We start from the raw sequence: 17,553 nt of genomic DNA on the forward strand, positions 1-17,553 counted from the left end.
TATTAATAAACGAGAATGCATTTATGATTAAGCACTTATGATAACTTGTAATAAAATTTGATTCAACTAAAAAGTAAAGTGCTATTGAGGATCAAGTAAATTTAAACCGACTGCATCTTTGAATGAACGTTGAATGTCCAAATCAGTTACAGTAAGAATGATTTCAGCAGTTGCAGAAACAATTGCTTTAGCGAGATGTCCGCTAAAAGTTTCATATGATTGAGTACCGAAAGTAGCATGCAAATGTGCAAAATGACCATTGTCTAGACGAGAAATATTACCTAATAAGCTCGTCAATTCCAGTGGCTCAGTAATATGTTTTTCTTCGTATTGTTTCGTTGTTAAATTGAAAAATTTTAATACAACGTCATCACATGCACCAATGCCGCTGACAGATGTAAATGTTAAGTCTTGGTCATCTGCAAAGGTTGTTATACATTCAACGATATCTTCTCCTTTTTCCAACACTAGTAGTATAGTATGATTACTTTTTTGCAATTTCATATGATCAATCCCCTTTATTTTAATATGTCATTAATTATACAATTAAATGGAAAATAGTGATAATTACAAAGAAAAAATATTGTCAAATGTAGCAATGTTGTAATACAATATAGAAACTTTTTACGAATATTTAGCATGAATTGCAATCTGTCGTGGAAAAGAAGAATAACAGCTTTAAGCATGACATGGAGAAAAAAGAGGTGAGCATATGAATAAACAGATTTTTGTCTTATATTTTAATATTTTCTTGATTTTTTTAGGTATCGGTTTAGTAATACCAGTCTTGCCTGTTTATTTAAAAGATTTGGGATTAACTGGTAGTGATTTAGGATTACTAGTTGCTGCTTTTGCGTTATCTCAAATGATTATATCGCCGTTTGGTGGTACGCTAGCTGACAAATTAGGGAAGAAATTAATTATATGTATAGGATTAATTTTGTTTTCAGTGTCAGAATTTATGTTTGCAGTTGGCCACAATTTTTCGGTATTGATGTTATCGAGAGTGATTGGTGGTATGAGTGCTGGTATGGTAATGCCTGGTGTGACAGGTTTAATAGCTGACATTTCACCAAGCCATCAAAAAGCAAAAAACTTTGGCTACATGTCAGCGATTATCAATTCTGGATTCATTTTAGGACCAGGGATTGGTGGATTTATGGCAGAAGTTTCACATCGTATGCCATTTTACTTTGCAGGAGCATTAGGTATTCTAGCATTTATAATGTCAATTGTATTGATTCACGATCCGAAAAAGTCTACGACAAGTGGTTTCCAAAAGTTAGAGCCACAATTGCTAACGAAAATTAACTGGAAAGTGTTTATTACACCAGTTATTTTAACACTTGTATTATCGTTTGGTTTATCTGCATTTGAAACATTGTATTCACTATACACAGCTGACAAGGTAAATTATTCACCTAAAGATATTTCGATTGCTATTACGGGTGGCGGTATATTTGGGGCACTTTTCCAAATCTATTTCTTCGATAAATTTATGAAGTATTTCTCAGAGTTAACATTTATAGCTTGGTCATTATTATATTCAGTTGTTGTCTTAATATTATTAGTTTTTGCTAATGGCTATTGGTCAATAATGTTAATCAGTTTTGTTGTCTTCATAGGTTTTGATATGATACGACCAGCCATTACAAATTATTTTTCTAATATTGCTGGAGAAAGGCAAGGCTTTGCAGGCGGATTGAACTCGACATTCACTAGTATGGGTAATTTCATAGGTCCTTTAATCGCAGGTGCGTTATTTGATGTACACATTGAAGCACCAATTTATATGGCTATAGGTGTTTCATTAGCAGGTGTTGTTATTGTTTTAATTGAAAAGCAACATAGAGCAAAATTGAAAGAACAAAATATGTAGCATAAGTATTTTGGTGTATATTGATATAAAGTAAAGCGTAATATTATGAATGATTAGCATCGTTTTTCTTATGAATTTTATTAAGAAAATTCGATGCTTTACATTTAAAAAGATTCGATTGACTAAATGTTTTACTCTTTATATTTAAATGTTATATGTAACAAAAAATGATTTTGAGTAATAAACATGTTACAAATATTACATTCTTTTTAAATTGCAATCCACATACCTAATTCATTAACGTTAATGTGTTAAGATGATAAAAAATGAGTAAGGAAATGTGGGTAAGGGGATGACAGTAAAAAATTTATTTTTAGGCTTTGTTGCTGTAATATTAACCGTTTGTTTAATTGGTTTATTAATATTAGCAACAAATGAAGATGCGCTTGCTAAGGTACATAAAACAATTAATACGCTTAACGCGATAAATGTATCAACTGAAGATACTTATAAAAAGAAAATGGATATTCTCAATATTCATACTGCTAAAGCATCTGAAGTGAATGAAAATGTGGAAAAGCAAAATCATTTTAAACATCGTGTGAATGCAAATAAATCAAATTCTTTTAACGAACAAGAGTGCCAAGTTATTGCTGATCGTTATGCAGATAAGCATATCAATGATAATTATGGTTTAGAAAGAATTTCTAAGACAAATCATGGATATAATTATGTTTATTCCAATGATAATTCAACTAGTAAGCAACATGTAAGTATTTCAAATCAAGGCATAATAACGAAATAATAGATGGAACAGTGTATTCTAATTGGATATACTGTTTTTATTTTGCAATAATTTAATTTAAAAAGGTGAAATCAACTTATAAAATGATGTAAATGTTATGTCAAAATCAACCAATCCGTAATGTATTTTAAAATGTTAATATAGTTCTGAAGAAGTATAAATGAGGTGTTGAAATGGCTAAAAATAAGAAAACGAACGCGATGCGTATGCTTGATCGTGCAAAAATTAAATACGAAGTTCATAGCTTTGAGGTACCAGAAGAACATTTATCGGGTGCAGAAGTCGCAGAACTTATACAAGCAAATGTTAAAACAGTATTTAAAACGCTTGTTCTAGAAAATACAAAACATGAACATTTTGTATTTGTTATCCCAGTAAGTGAAACTTTAGATATGAAAAAGGCAGCTGCTTTGGTTGGAGAGAAGAAATTGCAGCTTATGCCTTTAGATAATTTGAAAAATGTAACGGGATACATTCGTGGTGGGTGTTCGCCTGTTGGTATGAAAACATTGTTTCCAACAGTCGTTGACAAATCGTGTGAAAATTATAGTCATATCAGTGTGAGTGGTGGGCTTCGAACAATGCAAATCACAATAGCTGTTGAGGATTTGATTACAATAACTAAAGGCAAAATTGGAGCAGTTATCCATGAATGATTAATAACAACAAAAAGTATGGGGCAAGATTAGGAGTGTGGCAGAGATGAAATTTTTATAAAATTCATTTCTGCCACACTCCTTTTTGATTGAATTAGCATTTTACGATCATAAACAGTCATTATAATTGAGTATTTGAACATAAAAATGTAATTTTATCGTCACAATTTGGGTGTTTGTGATTGTTTTTGGTAATTTATGATTGAAAAGTGAAAGCGTACTCATTATAATACAAAGTGAGATGGGGTGATGATGATAATTACTGAAAAAAGACACGAGTTAATATTAGAAGAACTTTCGCACAAAGATTTTTTGACTTTACAAGAATTAATAGATCGAACTGGTTGCAGTGCTTCAACAATACGAAGAGATTTATCTAAACTACAACAATTAGGGAAATTGCAACGTGTGCATGGTGGTGCAATGTTAAAAGAAAATCGTATGATTGAGGCGAATTTAACTGAAAAATTAGCAACGAATCTTGATGAAAAGAAAATGATTGCTAAAATAGCAGCTAATCAAATCAACGATAATGAATGCTTATTTATCGATGCTGGTTCATCTACATTGGAGCTAATTAAATATATTCAAGCGAAAGATATCATTGTGGTAACCAATGGTTTAACACATGTAGAAGCTTTACTTAAAAAAGGTATTAAAACAATTATGCTAGGTGGTCAAGTTAAAGAAAATACACTTGCTACGATTGGTTCTAGTGCTATGGAGATATTAAGACGATATTGTTTCGATAAAGCTTTTATCGGGATGAATGGATTAGATATTGAACTTGGATTAACTACTCCCGATGAGCAAGAGGCATTAGTTAAACAAACAGCAATGTCATTAGCCAATCAATCATTTGTACTTATAGATCATTCTAAGTTTAATAAAGTATATTTTGCTCGTGTACCTTTGCTAGAAAGTACGACAATCATCACATCTGAAAAAGCATTAAATCAAGAATCGTTAAAAGAATACCAACAAAAGTATCACTTTATAGGAGGGACTTTATGATTTATACAGTGACTTTCAATCCTTCAATTGACTATGTCATTTTTACGAATGATTTTAAAATTGATGGTTTGAACAGAGCAACAGCAACATATAAATTCGCTGGGGGGAAAGGTATTAATGTCTCGCGCGTCTTAAAGACATTAGATGTTGAGTCAACTGCCTTGGGATTTGCAGGTGGATTTCCTGGGAAATTCATTATAGATACATTAAATAACAGTGCAATTCAATCGAATTTTATTGAAGTTGATGAAGATACACGTATTAATGTGAAATTAAAAACAGGACAAGAAACAGAAATCAATGCACCGGGTCCTCATATAACGTCAACACAATTTGAACAACTGTTACAACAAATTAAAAATACAACAAGCGAAGATATAGTTATTGTTGCTGGAAGTGTACCAAGTAGTATTCCAAGCGATGCGTATGCGCAAATTGCACAAATTACAGCACAGACAGGTGCTAAATTAGTAGTCGACGCTGAAAAAGAATTGGCTGAAAGCGTTTTACCATTTCATCCACTATTTATTAAACCTAATAAAGATGAATTAGAAGTGATGTTTAATACAACAGTGAACTCAGACACAGATGTTATTAAATATGGTCGTTTGTTAGTTGATAAAGGTGCGCAATCTGTTATTGTCTCGCTTGGCGGTGATGGTGCTATTTATATTGATAAAGAAATCAGTATTAAAGCAGTTAATCCACAAGGGAAAGTGGTTAATACAGTTGGCTCTGGTGATAGTACAGTTGCAGGCATGGTGGCTGGAATTGCTTCAGGTTTAACGATTGAAAAAGCATTCCAACAAGCAGTCGCATGCGGTACTGCCACGGCATTTGATGAGGACTTAGCAACACGGGACGCTATAGAAAAAATAAAATCACAAGTTACGATTAGCGTACTTGATGGGGAGTGAAAATAATGAGAGTAACAGAGTTATTAACAAAAGATACGATAGCAATGGATTTAATGGCAAATGACAAAAATGGTGTTATTGATGAGTTAGTAAATCAATTAGACAAAGCAGGTAAATTAAGTGATGTCGCGTCATTTAAGGAAGCGATTCACAATCGAGAATCACAAAGTACAACTGGTATCGGCGAAGGTATTGCTATTCCACATGCGAAAGTAGCCGCAGTTAAGTCTCCAGCTATCGCATTCGGTAAATCTAAAGAAGGTGTAGATTACCAAAGTTTAGATATGCAACCAGCTCATTTATTCTTTATGATTGCAGCGCCAGAAGGTGGCGCCCAAACACATCTAGATGCTTTAGCTAAGTTGTCTGGTATTTTAATGGATGAAAATGTACGCGAGAAATTATTACATGCTTCATCACCTGAAGAAGTACTAGCGATTATAGATGAGGCTGATGATGAAGTGACAAAAGAAGAAGAGGCAGAAGCTGAAGCACAACAAGTTGCAACTGCAGAACAATCATCTAAACAATCTAACGAGCCATATGTGTTAGCAGTAACTGCTTGTCCAACAGGTATTGCACATACGTACATGGCACGTGACGCATTGAAAAAACAAGCGGATAAGATGGGTATTAAAATTAAAGTAGAAACGAACGGTTCAAGCGGCATTAAAAACCATTTAACTGAACAAGATATTGAAAATGCAACAGGTATCATTGTTGCTGCTGATGTTCATGTTGAGACGGATCGCTTCGATGGTAAAAATGTCGTAGAAGTACCAGTAGCAGATGGTATTAAACGCCCAGAAGAATTAATTAATAAAGCATTAGATACAAGTCGTAAACCTTTTGTTGCCCGTGATGGTCAAAGAAAAGGTAACTCAAATGACAGTCAAGAAAAATTAAGCCCAGGTAAAGCATTCTATAAACACTTAATGAACGGTGTTTCTAACATGTTGCCACTTGTAATATCTGGTGGTATTTTAATGGCAATTGTATTTTTATTTGGAGCAAATTCATTTAATCCAAAAAGCTCAGAGTACAATGCGTTTGCAGAGCAGCTTTGGAACATTGGTAGTAAAAGTGCATTCGCGCTAATCATTCCAATTTTATCTGGATTCATTGCACGTAGTATTGCGGATAAACCTGGTTTCGCTTCAGGTCTTGTAGGTGGTATGTTAGCAATTTCAGGTGGTTCAGGATTTATTGGTGGTATTATTGCAGGTTTCTTAGCAGGTTACTTAACACAAGGTGTTAAAGCCATGACACGTAAGTTACCACAAGCATTAGAGGGATTAAAGCCAACATTAATTTATCCACTATTAACAGTGACAGCTACAGGCTTATTGATGATTTATGTCTTTAATCCACCAGCATCTTGGTTAAATCATTTGTTATTAGATGGATTAAACAATTTATCAGGTTCTAATATTGTATTATTAGGTTTAGTTATTGGCGCTATGATGGCGATTGATATGGGCGGTCCATTCAACAAAGCGGCATATGTTTTTGCAACAGGTGCGTTGATTGAAGGTAATGCAGCACCAATTACAGCTGCAATGATTGGTGGTATGATTCCACCGTTAGCAATTGCGACAGCGATGTTAATTTTCAGACGTAAATTTACAAAAGAACAACGTGGTTCAATTATCCCTAACTATGTGATGGGTATGTCCTTTATTACAGAAGGTGCGATTCCATTTGCAGCTGCCGATCCATTACGTGTTATTCCTTCAATGATGATTGGTTCAGGTATAGGTGGCGCAATTGCTTTAGGCTTAGGTTCTCGAATTACTGCGCCACATGGTGGTATTATTGTAATTGTTGGTACTGATGGTGCACACTTACTTCAAACTCTTATTGCACTTCTAGTTGGTACATTAGTTTCAGCATTAATTTATGGACTTATTAAACCAAAGTTAACTGAAACAGAAATCGAAGCTTCAAAATCAATGGACGAGTAGTTTTAATGATGTAAAATGATTGTTAGCAAAGAGCTTCATATTAAGTTGTAAGTTCAATGAATATATGTTAGTTTTATACATCGTGTTAACGGTAGCTTATACAAAGCTGTAAAAACACTTTCTATTAATTCAGTTTTTATGAATTGATATGAAGGTGTTTTTATTTTTAGATAAATGAATGAAGAAATAGACACCACAAATGTATAGACTTTTTTAATATTTTGCAAAAAGTTATGCCAAACGAAGCAGATATAGTAAAATATGAGTGTCTTAAAGTGAAAATTTATAAATAAAGAAGGGTTTATACGTGTCAGAATTAATTATATATAACGGCAAAGTTTATACTGAAGATGGCAAAATCGATAATGGTTACATTCATGTGAAAGATGGACAGATTGTTGCAATTGGAGAAGGGGATGATAAAGCAGCAATTGATAATGATACGACAAATAAAATTCAAGTGATTGATGCTAAAGGTCATCATGTATTACCAGGTTTTATTGATATACATATTCATGGTGGTTATGGTCAAGATGCAATGGATGGGTCATACGATGGCTTAAAATATCTATCCGAAAATTTGTTATCTGAAGGGACGACATCATACTTGGCCACTACAATGACGCAATCTACTGATAAAATAGATAAAGCACTTACAAATATTGCTAAATATGAAGCGGAGCAAGATGTTCACAATGCAGCGGAAATTGTAGGTATACATTTAGAAGGACCATTTATATCTGAAAATAAAGTTGGTGCTCAACATCCGCAATACGTTGTACGCCCATTTATCGATAAAATTAAACATTTTCAAGAGACTGCTAACAGATTAATAAAGATTATGACGTTTGCACCTGAAGTTGAAGGTGCAAAAGAAGCGCTTGAAACGTATAAAGATGACATTATTTTTTCAATTGGTCATACAGTGGCAACATACGAAGAAGCAGTCGAAGCTGTTGAGCGAGGAGCTAAACATGTCACGCATTTATATAATGCAGCGACGCCATTCCAACATAGAGAACCAGGTGTTTTTGGAGCAGCATGGTTGAATGATGCTCTACATACCGAAATGATTGTTGATGGCACACATTCTCATCCGGCATCGGTTGCAATTGCTTACCGTATGAAAGGTAATGAACGTTTTTATTTAATTACCGATGCAATGCGTGCAAAAGGTATGCCTGAAGGAGAATATGATTTGGGTGGACAAAAAGTAACTGTTCAATCGCAACAAGCACGTCTTGCAAATGGTGCGCTTGCTGGTAGTATTTTAAAAATGAATCATGGGTTACGTAACTTAATATCATTTACAGGTGATACATTAGATCATTTATGGCGAGTAACAAGTTTAAATCAAGCCATTGCATTAGGTATCGATGATAGAAAAGGTAGTATTAAAGTAAATAAGGATGCAGATCTTGTTATTCTAGATGATGATATGAATGTAAAATCTACAATAAAACAAGGCAAGGTTCACACATTTAGCTAATAAATAATCATAATTAAATGTATGCAATAGATTTAATCTGTTAACATAAGCACTTTATATTATGATAAAATAGAAGCAATAACATTTTTTTCTGGGGGTGTCTAAATGGGAAGGCGATAACATGTAGTTGTAATTTAAGTCATAGTGATAAATTTGAATGCGTGTTACCCATGAGTGACACATATAACATGGAGGTGAATCCCTAGAAATAGGGAATTAATTGGAAACTTCGACCATAATTAGTTTGATTATATTTATTCTATTAATTGCATTAACCACTGTATTTGTTGGTTCAGAATTTGCATTAGTAAAAATTAGAGCAACAAGAATTGAACAGCTAGCAGATGAAGGAAATAAACCTGCTAAAATAGTAAAAAAGATGATTGCTAATCTAGATTATTATCTTTCTGCTTGTCAGTTAGGTATAACAGTAACATCTTTAGGGTTAGGTTGGCTTGGTGAACCAACGTTTGAAAAGCTATTACACCCGATATTTGAAGCAATCAATTTACCAACTGCATTAACGACGACGATTTCGTTTGCAGTGTCATTTATAATCGTTACGTATTTGCATGTAGTACTTGGTGAATTAGCGCCTAAATCTATAGCGATTCAACATACTGAAAAGCTTGCTTTAGTATATGCAAGACCATTGTTCTATTTCGGTAACATTATGAAACCATTGATTTGGCTGATGAATGGTTCTGCACGTGTTATTATTAGAATGTTTGGTGTAAATCCTGATGCCCAAACTGATGCAATGTCAGAAGAAGAAATCAAAATTATTATTAACAATAGTTATAATGGTGGAGAAATCAACCAAACTGAATTGGCATATATGCAAAATATCTTTTCATTCGATGAAAGACATGCAAAAGATATAATGGTACCTAGAACTCAAATGATTACACTAAATGAACCTTTTAATGTAGACGAATTACTAGAAACAATAAAAGAACATCAATTTACGCGTTATCCAATTACTGATGATGGTGATAAAGACCACATTAAAGGATTTATTAACGTCAAAGAATTTTTAACTGAATACGCTTCTGGAAAAACGATTAAAATAGCAAACTATATACATGAGTTGCCAATGATTTCAGAGACAACACGTATCAGTGATGCATTAATTAGAATGCAACGTGAACATGTACATATGAGTCTTATTATAGATGAATATGGTGGAACGGCAGGTATTTTAACGATGGAAGATATTTTAGAAGAAATCGTTGGAGAAATTCGTGATGAATTTGATGATGATGAAGTGAATGATATCGTTAAAATTGATAATAAGACATTCCAAGTAAATGGCAGAGTACTATTGGATGATTTAACTGAAGAGTTCGGTATAGAATTTGATGACTCTGAGGATATTGATACGATAGGTGGATGGTTACAATCTCGTAATACCAATTTACAAAAAGATGATTACGTGGATACAACTTATGATCGCTGGGTTGTTTCAGAAATCGATAACCACCAAATTATTTGGGTGATATTAAACTATGAATTTAATGAAGCGAGACCTACTATCGGACAGTCTGATGAAGATGAAAAATCAGAATAGATATTAATATATAAACCAACTAAGAATGATTTAATTCATTTTTGGTTGGTTATTTTTTTGACTAAAATTAATGAAAAGTGAAAATAGTATTGGAACTCAATATCTTTAATGATTTAATGAATATTTTTTATTGAAAGCGATAATTCGCATTAATTGAGTTTGTTGAAAAATTTAGGGTAATGTAAAGATATAAAAGATACATAGATTGGAGAGATATAAAGATGTTGAATGAGATACAAATATTAAATAATGGATACCCGATGCCTTCAGTTGGGTTAGGTGTTTATAAAATCTCTGACGAAGATATGACTAAAGTTGTAAATGCTGCAATTGACGCAGGCTATAGAGCGTTTGATACAGCATACTTTTATGATAATGAGGCTTCACTAGGACGAGCATTAAAGGATAATGGCGTCGATAGAGAAGATTTGTTTATAACAACGAAGTTATGGAATGACTATCAAGGTTATGAGAAAACATTCGAATATTTCAACAAATCGATTGAAAATTTACAAACTGATTATCTTGATTTATTTCTAATACATTGGCCTTGTGAAGCAGATGGTCTATTTTTAGAAACATATAAAGCTATGGAAGAACTTTACGAGCAAGGTAAGGTAAAAGCAATAGGTGTATGTAATTTTAATGTTCATCATCTAGAAAAATTAATGGCTCAATCAAGTATCAAACCAATGGTGAATCAAATTGAGGTACATCCATATTTTAACCAACAAGAATTACAAGAATTTTGTGATCGTCACGATATTAAAGTGACTGCATGGATGCCTTTGATGAGAAATAGAGGACTACTAGACAACCCTGTCATTGTTAAAATTGCTGAAAAATATCATAAAACACCAGCACAAGTTGTATTACGTTGGCATTTAGCACACAATAGAATTATTATTCCAAAATCTCAGACACCTAAACGCATTCAAGAAAATATAGATATTTTAGATTTTAATTTAGAATTAACAGAAGTAGCTGAAATTGATGCTTTAGATAGAAATGCAAGACAAGGTAAAAATCCAGATGATGTGAAAATTGGGGATTTAAAATAACTGGATGTTAAATTTTACGTTTATGAATGCCTTTTAATGTGTACATTAAAATAAATGAGTTGGTTTTTACTATTTGATAAAACAATACTCAGGTACATTCAAAATCTTTTAAATAAAAAGGATGGACATAGATGAAAATTAGAGTCGTCATTCCTTGTTTTAATGAAGGGGAAGTCATTACACAAACACATCAACAATTAACTGAAATACTTTCACAAGATAGTAGTGTGAAAGGCTATGATTATAATATGCTTTTCATAGATGATGGAAGTACGGATACCACTATAGATGAAATGCAACATCTTGCCACAATAGATAGGCATGTCAGCTTTATTTCTTTTAGTAGAAATTTTGGAAAAGAAGCAGCTATGATTGCAGGTTACCAGCATAGTACTGAATTTGATGCAGTCATCATGATAGATTGTGATTTGCAACATCCACCTGAATATATTCCGAAAATGGTTGAAGGTTTTATGGAAGGCTATGATCAAGTGATTGCAAAGCGTGATAGAAGTGGTGAAAATTTTAGTCGCAAAACATTAAGCCATTTGTATTATAAGTTAGTTAATTGCTTTGTAGAAGAAGTACAATTTGATGATGGTGTTGGTGATTTTAGACTTTTAAGCCAAAGAGCTGTTAAATCCATTGCATCACTTGAAGAATATAATCGATTTTCAAAAGGGTTATTTGAATGGATAGGCTATAATACTAAAGTGTTTACGTATCAAAATGTTGAGAGACAAAAAGGGGAATCTAAGTGGTCCTTTAAAAAGTTATTTAATTATGGTATTGATGGATTGATTTCCTTTAATAGTAAACCTTTGAGAATGATGATTTATCTTGGCTTGTTTATCTTTTCAATAAGCGTGCTATATATTATCTATTTATTCATCAATATTATGATATCTGGTGTTAATATTCCAGGATATTTTTCAACGATTGCAGCTATTTTATTATTAGGCGGCATACAGTTAATTTCAATTGGTGTTGTAGGTGAATATATTGGCAGGATATATTATGAAGTTAAGGCACGTCCTAAATATATTATTCAAGCTACAAATCTTTCAAGTATTGAAAATGATGAGAAGGATACCCATAAAGTTTATTCTAAATAAACAAAAAAAGAAGCCCTCATTAATGGGAGCTTCTTTTTAGTCTTTGCATTTTATTTTATAAATAAATCGGATTATGACGTAATGTCTAATTTGTGTAATGTTACAGTCATCGTAGTTCCTACATCTATATCACTGCTTACACTGATTTTTGCGTTATTTTGTTGCGCGAGTTCATTAGCTATATATAAGCCTAATCCAGAACCACCCGTTTTTGTATTACGAGAGTTTTCTACTCTGAATGTACGTTCGAATATACGTTCTTGTAGTTCTGGTATAATGCCAATACCTTCATCGCTAATAGCAATGTCGATAGTATCTTGATCTTTGTTTTCACTAATATTAATATCAATGCGACTACCAACATTTGAAAATTTTAGCGCATTATCAAGTAAGTTTGTTAAAATACGCTCAAGTGGCGTTCGATATTGATAAAATGCATCAATTTCGCTACAGAAATTCACTTCTAATGTGCGGTTTTCATGTTTGATACGTTGCTCATATGGTTGCAATATTGATACAAGTAATTGGTCTAGTTGTATTAATTCTGGGGGATATGTTTTACCTGTATTTAAAGTGATAATATGAGTCATATCATCAAATAATGTTGATAATCTGTTTGCTTGTTTAATTAATATGTCGTATGACTCTTTAATCTCATGATCCTTTGTGATTATACCATCACGTAGTCCTTCAGAATATGAAATAATGCTTGCTAAAGGTGTTTTTAAATCATGGGCTAAGTTTTGAATCAGTTCTGTTTTTTCTTGTTGTTCGGATTTAATTTGATTCATTTGTTGCGTAATTTCAGAAGCCATTTTATTAAAAGATTGATTTAATTCATAAATTTCTTTTGGTGAATTAAACGTTTTATCATTGCTTGCGTAATTTCCGTTAGCAAATTGCTTAGTTTTTATATTAAACTGCTTAATTTTTTGTATAAGTGGATTAATAAAAATACTACATATTAATAAGGTTAAACAGCTTGTAATTATTGTCGTTAAGGTCAAAGTTAGTGTCATATGGCCGTTAAACCACATTAAAATATATGCAATTGCTAAAATAGTTGAAGTTAATAGTATACTCGATACGACGCCAATAATGATTTGACTTCTAATTGATAACACCATTATCGGCTCCTTTCAAATTTATATCCTAATCCCCATACAGTTGTGATGGTATATGTTGTAAAGCTCTCTTTTTCTAATTTTTCTCTAATACGGTGTATATGGACATTCACGGTATTAGCATCTTCGTAATAGTCATATCCCCAAACTTTTTCAAGTAATTCTGATTTAGAAATAACTTCATTTTCTCTAGAAGCTAAATACCACAATAACTCAAATTCCTTAATACGCATAGGGACTTCGTGACCATTTACAGTCACAACTTTACTTAAGTTAATAAGTGTTAATTCATCAAACGACAGTTGTTCAACTGGTTGATGATGGTATTTCTTCATTCTTGTAAGTAAATTATTAATACGTAAAACGAGTTCCCTTGGACTAAATGGTTTTTTGACATAGTCATCTGCACCTAAAGTTAAGGCGTAAATGGTATCATGTTCTTGTGTTTTGGCAGTTAAATAGATAAAGGGGATATCTAATTTTTGCCTTTTCATTTCTTTGACAATGTCGTAACCATTAACTTCTGGCATCATGATATCAAGTACCATGATATCAATATCATTTGATAGTAAAGAAATTGCTTCTTTACCGCTAGTTGTCGTTGTTACTTTGTAACCTTCATATTCAAAATAGGTTTGACAAATGTCTACAATGTCTTGTTCATCATCCACGATCAGTAAGTGGGTCATCTATTTTTTCACCTCTGTTCTTACGACCTCTAAAGTAATTAATGATTTCTTTAAGTGAAATCTGTTTTAACAATGAGTGACTCATTAGTAAAAGGATAAAGAAAGTTAATTGAAGAGGATACGTAAATATCATATCTGCTAAGATATAATTTATCATAACAAAGGCTCCAAAGAAACTAGCAGCATATGCAAAAACTCCAAAAATTAAACCTAATCCAATTGCAATCTCTCCGAGTGGGACAACAATATCAAATAATGACGTCGTATGTGCAACTATATTTGCGAAAAACCACTTATACCACTCTGGTGAATCAGTATTGTTAGCGATGACTGGTACTAAACCTTTCAGCGTAAATCCGCCCGTTAATTTTTCGTAGCCTTGCATTAACATAACAATACCTGAACCCACACGAATGATAAATGTAACGAGTAGCAATAATTTATTCATGATGTTCACATTCTTTCTATTTATTGTGTGTAATTTATATAAACATAAGATTAAGCAACATAATGCGATTTGTAGTGTTATGTGAACAGGAAGTGTTTGAGCTCATGGGTTGCTTAAGCTAAACAAACCTCAAGCTCTAAAAAAATTTTACTTATGTGCTCTACAATCTTATGGGATTTAATAGTTGTATATATATTGAAAAAAGGAAAGTATGATTTCTACAAGCTAGGGGGGCTGTGAAATCATACGCTTTCCATTGAGTAATGAGTGTAATGTATATTTTTAAAATTTGTAATGTATAGTAATAGTATGTTGTATATAAAAGTTTAACTCAGAAATTGATTATTTTAATTTAGCGCCGCCGAAGATGACGTGAGCTTTTTTACAATAGATTGTTACTTCATCATATTTGCTTAAATCTACATTTTTAAGATCAAATGTTTGTTTTTCTTTATCGTAGTCAACCATTGCGATTTCTTTACCGTTTTTAATGTCGCCATTTTTTGTTAGGTAGACGTATAAATCTGGACCTTTTGATGATTTGTAGTTAGTAAGCATTAATTTACCATTTTTAATCTCAGCTTTACCTTCAACAGTTTCACCGTTTTTAGAACTGAATGTACCTGTTAGGTGTTTTGTTTTATCAGTTTTAACATTGCTATCTTCTGACTTTGTTTTTTGTTCAGTTTTGTTACCTTGATCTTGTGAATTAGAATTACCACAAGCGCCTAAAGTTAATACAGAGGCAACAGCACCAACTGCTAAAAAATATTTTGTATTCATGCTAACTCCTCATTTCTTCAATTTGATAAGTTAAGTTTAAAATGAAGGCAAATAATATGCCATTAACTAATTCTTAACTTCGTTTAAATATCGCTTAACTAATATTGAAGAAAGAATAATTTGAAAATGAAAATAATTGTCTGATTTAAATAAATAGGAGTCAAAATAAGAGGAGGGCATTTTTTTAGGTGAGAAAATATTTATCTGAACTAGATAACACTATAAAACACTTCTGATATTTTGAACTAAGAATATCAGAAGTGTTTTATAGTTTTGGTATTAAAATTTATAAACCTTTTGCCACAATAAAAACAACAAGAAAATAAGATAGACGATTAAATACAAGTACCAATATGGTGTTAAAACCATCATAACGATAAATGAAATGTTAATAATGATAAGTCCTTTAATCATTAGTTTCTTTATTTTGTTATTATTTTCAGCAGTTTCATCTAAGCTATTAAATGTTGAAATAAACAACATAATACCACCAATGATGAAAATTGCAGGGGCTAAAAATGGAATAGACATATATATTGATTGTGTACTTGAAAAGTCGGTAACACGTTGCGTTAAACTGACAACAATCGTTAATATGATAGCAATAAATTTTTGGTCTGTAATGTATACAGGTTTTAATTTTTTATCAATGTAAAACTGTAGTATCGTCCAAATGATAAACATCGTTATAGTACACAGAGTAATAAAGTTATATTTATCAATTATGAATGTATTTATAAAGGCGTTTATCGTAATAGATAACAACATTGCACTTAATGATAAATGTTGCATTTGATGCCTATATAAATTGAATCCAGTTATAAGTACGACGATAGCAATATTAATTAATATATATAAAATCATGATGGACTCCTGTTCGTTATACTTCAATCAACTATTATATCAATTAATATATTGTTATTCATTAGATATGACTTGTAAAAAGTAAAATAAGTTATCCTTTATACACCTTTTTTATTACTCCAAAGTAATGTATGAAGTTGTGGTAACACATAAACGTGATTCATATCATTACTTTGCATAACTAAATCCACCAACTGCTCGTAGCGTTCTAACAACTTTTCGGTATGATTATCTACGCTGTCTGATAAATATGGGTTACCAACTTGTAAATAGAAGGGAATATCTGGATAACGGTGGTGTATCATTTTGGCAAAATCATAATCTTTATCGTCGAATACAACTACTTTTAAGTTTAATGAGGAAGGTACGCATTGTGTAATCACTTCATCTAACTTTTTTAAATCAGGTGTCATAGTTGAACTTGGTGGTTTTGGACTAATCGTTAAATCATCAATTTGTGTCATCCAAGGTTGGAATTTACTGCCTTGTGTCTCCAGTGCGCTGAAAATACCTTTATCTTGAAATAAGTCAACTAACTCTTGGATACCTTTAATTAATGCTGGGTTACCACCAGAAATTGTAACGTGATTAAATAAATCGCCACCAATTCGTTTTAATTCATCATAAATTTCTTCAGCGGTCATGAGTTTTATATCGCCTTTAGCACTACCATCCCAAGTAAATGCAGAATCACACCAGCTACAGCGATAATCACATCCAGCTGTTCTCACAAACATCGTTTTTCTACCGATTACTCGACCTTCACCCTGAATGGTTGGACCGAATATTTCGAGTACAGGAATTTTAGCCATTAGTTACACCTGTTCCTTTGGTCTAAATACAACATAACTTGTTGGTGTTTCTCTTACAAATACTTGAATACATTTTGGTTGGTGTTCGAGCGATGCCAAATTTTCTTTAACAATTTGATAAATTGTTTCCGCTACGATTTCAGTTGAAGGGATTTTGTTTTTAAAAGCAGGTAAGTTATTTAACAGTTGATGGTCAAATTTACCGTGTATCATCTTTTTCAAATGGCTAAAGTTCACTAAGAAGCCAGTGTCATCTAGTTTATCACCGACAATTGTTAAATTAACAAAGTAAGTATGACCATGGACATTTTGACAAATACCTGCTTCTTCACAAGGAATGTGATGTGCAGCCGAAAAATTAAAATCTTTATTTAATTCGAATTGATATGGATGCGTTGTACTAGGATAGATTTGTTGTAACAT

Annotated in this window: 18 protein-coding genes; 10 read left to right on the forward strand and 8 right to left on the reverse strand. The window is 32.3% G+C overall.

Annotation, left to right across the window (positions count from 1 at the left end; genetic code table 11):
* Window positions 1-81: 81 nt before the first annotated feature.
* Window positions 82-504: a PPC domain-containing DNA-binding protein gene (locus NSS86_RS02125; RefSeq protein WP_000776018.1), complete on the reverse strand. Its 423-nt coding sequence runs from the start codon at window positions 502-504 to the stop codon at window positions 82-84.
* 208 nt (window positions 505-712) lie between these two features.
* On the opposite strand from NSS86_RS02125, the gene norA reads away from it, so the two are divergent.
* From norA to csbB, 10 genes are all read left to right on the forward strand, one after another.
* Window positions 713-1,879 (forward strand): multidrug efflux MFS transporter NorA, encoded by a 1,167-nt coding sequence (gene norA, locus NSS86_RS02130; RefSeq protein ID WP_001041274.1) that lies wholly within the window; start codon window positions 713-715, stop codon window positions 1,877-1,879.
* Between the two features lie 292 nt (window positions 1,880-2,171).
* Window positions 2,172-2,624, forward strand: a complete 453-nt coding sequence (locus tag NSS86_RS02135) for a hypothetical protein (protein WP_000216725.1) — start codon at window positions 2,172-2,174, stop codon at window positions 2,622-2,624.
* A gap of 173 nt (window positions 2,625-2,797) precedes the next feature.
* Entirely contained in the window at window positions 2,798-3,280 is a 483-nt protein-coding gene (gene ybaK / locus NSS86_RS02140; RefSeq protein WP_001107235.1) for a Cys-tRNA(Pro) deacylase, read from the forward strand.
* 249 nt (window positions 3,281-3,529) lie between these two features.
* A complete protein-coding gene (locus tag NSS86_RS02145; protein WP_001557168.1) occupies window positions 3,530-4,294 on the forward strand; it encodes a DeoR/GlpR family DNA-binding transcription regulator in 765 nt (254 codons plus the stop codon).
* Entirely contained in the window at window positions 4,291-5,211 is a 921-nt protein-coding gene (gene pfkB, locus NSS86_RS02150) for a 1-phosphofructokinase (protein WP_000640737.1), read from the forward strand. Before NSS86_RS02145 ends, pfkB begins: the two co-directional genes overlap by 4 nt.
* A gap of 5 nt (window positions 5,212-5,216) precedes the next feature.
* Window positions 5,217-7,175: a fructose-specific PTS transporter subunit EIIC gene (locus NSS86_RS02155; RefSeq protein ID WP_001266553.1), complete on the forward strand. Its 1,959-nt coding sequence runs from the start codon at window positions 5,217-5,219 to the stop codon at window positions 7,173-7,175.
* A 307-nt stretch (window positions 7,176-7,482) separates the two neighbouring features.
* Window positions 7,483-8,664 (forward strand): N-acetylglucosamine-6-phosphate deacetylase, encoded by a 1,182-nt coding sequence (gene nagA / locus NSS86_RS02160; RefSeq protein WP_001292242.1) that lies wholly within the window; start codon window positions 7,483-7,485, stop codon window positions 8,662-8,664.
* Window positions 8,665-8,884: 220 nt separating this feature from the next.
* On the forward strand, window positions 8,885-10,234 hold the full coding sequence (locus NSS86_RS02165; RefSeq protein ID WP_000450257.1) for a hemolysin family protein: 1,350 nt from the start codon (window positions 8,885-8,887) through the stop codon (window positions 10,232-10,234).
* A 221-nt stretch (window positions 10,235-10,455) separates the two neighbouring features.
* Window positions 10,456-11,295 (forward strand): aldo/keto reductase, encoded by an 840-nt coding sequence (locus tag NSS86_RS02170; RefSeq protein WP_000931238.1) that lies wholly within the window; start codon window positions 10,456-10,458, stop codon window positions 11,293-11,295.
* Window positions 11,296-11,426: 131 nt separating this feature from the next.
* Window positions 11,427-12,410 carry a lipoteichoic acid-specific glycosylation protein CsbB gene (gene csbB, locus NSS86_RS02175; RefSeq protein WP_000702781.1) on the forward strand — a complete coding sequence of 328 codons (984 nt, stop codon included), beginning with the start codon at window positions 11,427-11,429 and terminating at the stop codon, window positions 12,408-12,410.
* 71 nt (window positions 12,411-12,481) lie between these two features.
* Here csbB and saeS read toward each other — a convergent pair whose 3' ends face one another.
* From saeS to queD, 7 genes are all read right to left on the reverse strand, one after another.
* Entirely contained in the window at window positions 12,482-13,537 is a 1,056-nt protein-coding gene (gene saeS / locus NSS86_RS02180; protein ID WP_000244415.1) for a two-component system sensor histidine kinase SaeS, read from the reverse strand.
* Window positions 13,537-14,223 (reverse strand): response regulator transcription factor SaeR, encoded by a 687-nt coding sequence (gene saeR, locus NSS86_RS02185; protein ID WP_000149344.1) that lies wholly within the window; start codon window positions 14,221-14,223, stop codon window positions 13,537-13,539. Before saeR ends, saeS begins: the two co-directional genes overlap by 1 nt.
* Window positions 14,198-14,671, reverse strand: a complete 474-nt coding sequence (locus NSS86_RS02190) for a DoxX family protein (protein WP_001037807.1) — start codon at window positions 14,669-14,671, stop codon at window positions 14,198-14,200. The genes saeR and NSS86_RS02190 overlap by 26 nt, the downstream gene beginning before the upstream one ends.
* 342 nt (window positions 14,672-15,013) lie before the next feature.
* The gene (locus tag NSS86_RS02195; protein WP_001093562.1) at window positions 15,014-15,454 is read right to left on the reverse strand and encodes a DM13 domain-containing protein; all 441 of its coding nucleotides are present in this window, start codon (window positions 15,452-15,454) and stop codon (window positions 15,014-15,016) included.
* A gap of 279 nt (window positions 15,455-15,733) precedes the next feature.
* Entirely contained in the window at window positions 15,734-16,318 is a 585-nt protein-coding gene (locus tag NSS86_RS02200; RefSeq protein ID WP_000604990.1) for a hypothetical protein, read from the reverse strand.
* 98 nt (window positions 16,319-16,416) lie between these two features.
* The gene (gene queE, locus NSS86_RS02205) at window positions 16,417-17,130 is read right to left on the reverse strand and encodes a 7-carboxy-7-deazaguanine synthase QueE (RefSeq protein ID WP_001062972.1); all 714 of its coding nucleotides are present in this window, start codon (window positions 17,128-17,130) and stop codon (window positions 16,417-16,419) included.
* A 3-nt stretch (window positions 17,131-17,133) separates the two neighbouring features.
* Window positions 17,134-17,553: a 6-carboxytetrahydropterin synthase QueD gene (gene queD / locus NSS86_RS02210; RefSeq protein ID WP_000941336.1), complete on the reverse strand. Its 420-nt coding sequence runs from the start codon at window positions 17,551-17,553 to the stop codon at window positions 17,134-17,136.

Origin of the sequence: Staphylococcus sp. FSL W8-0056 (genome assembly GCF_037963075.1) — a bacterium.
Taxonomy (GTDB): Bacteria; Bacillota; Bacilli; order Staphylococcales; family Staphylococcaceae; genus Staphylococcus; species Staphylococcus aureus.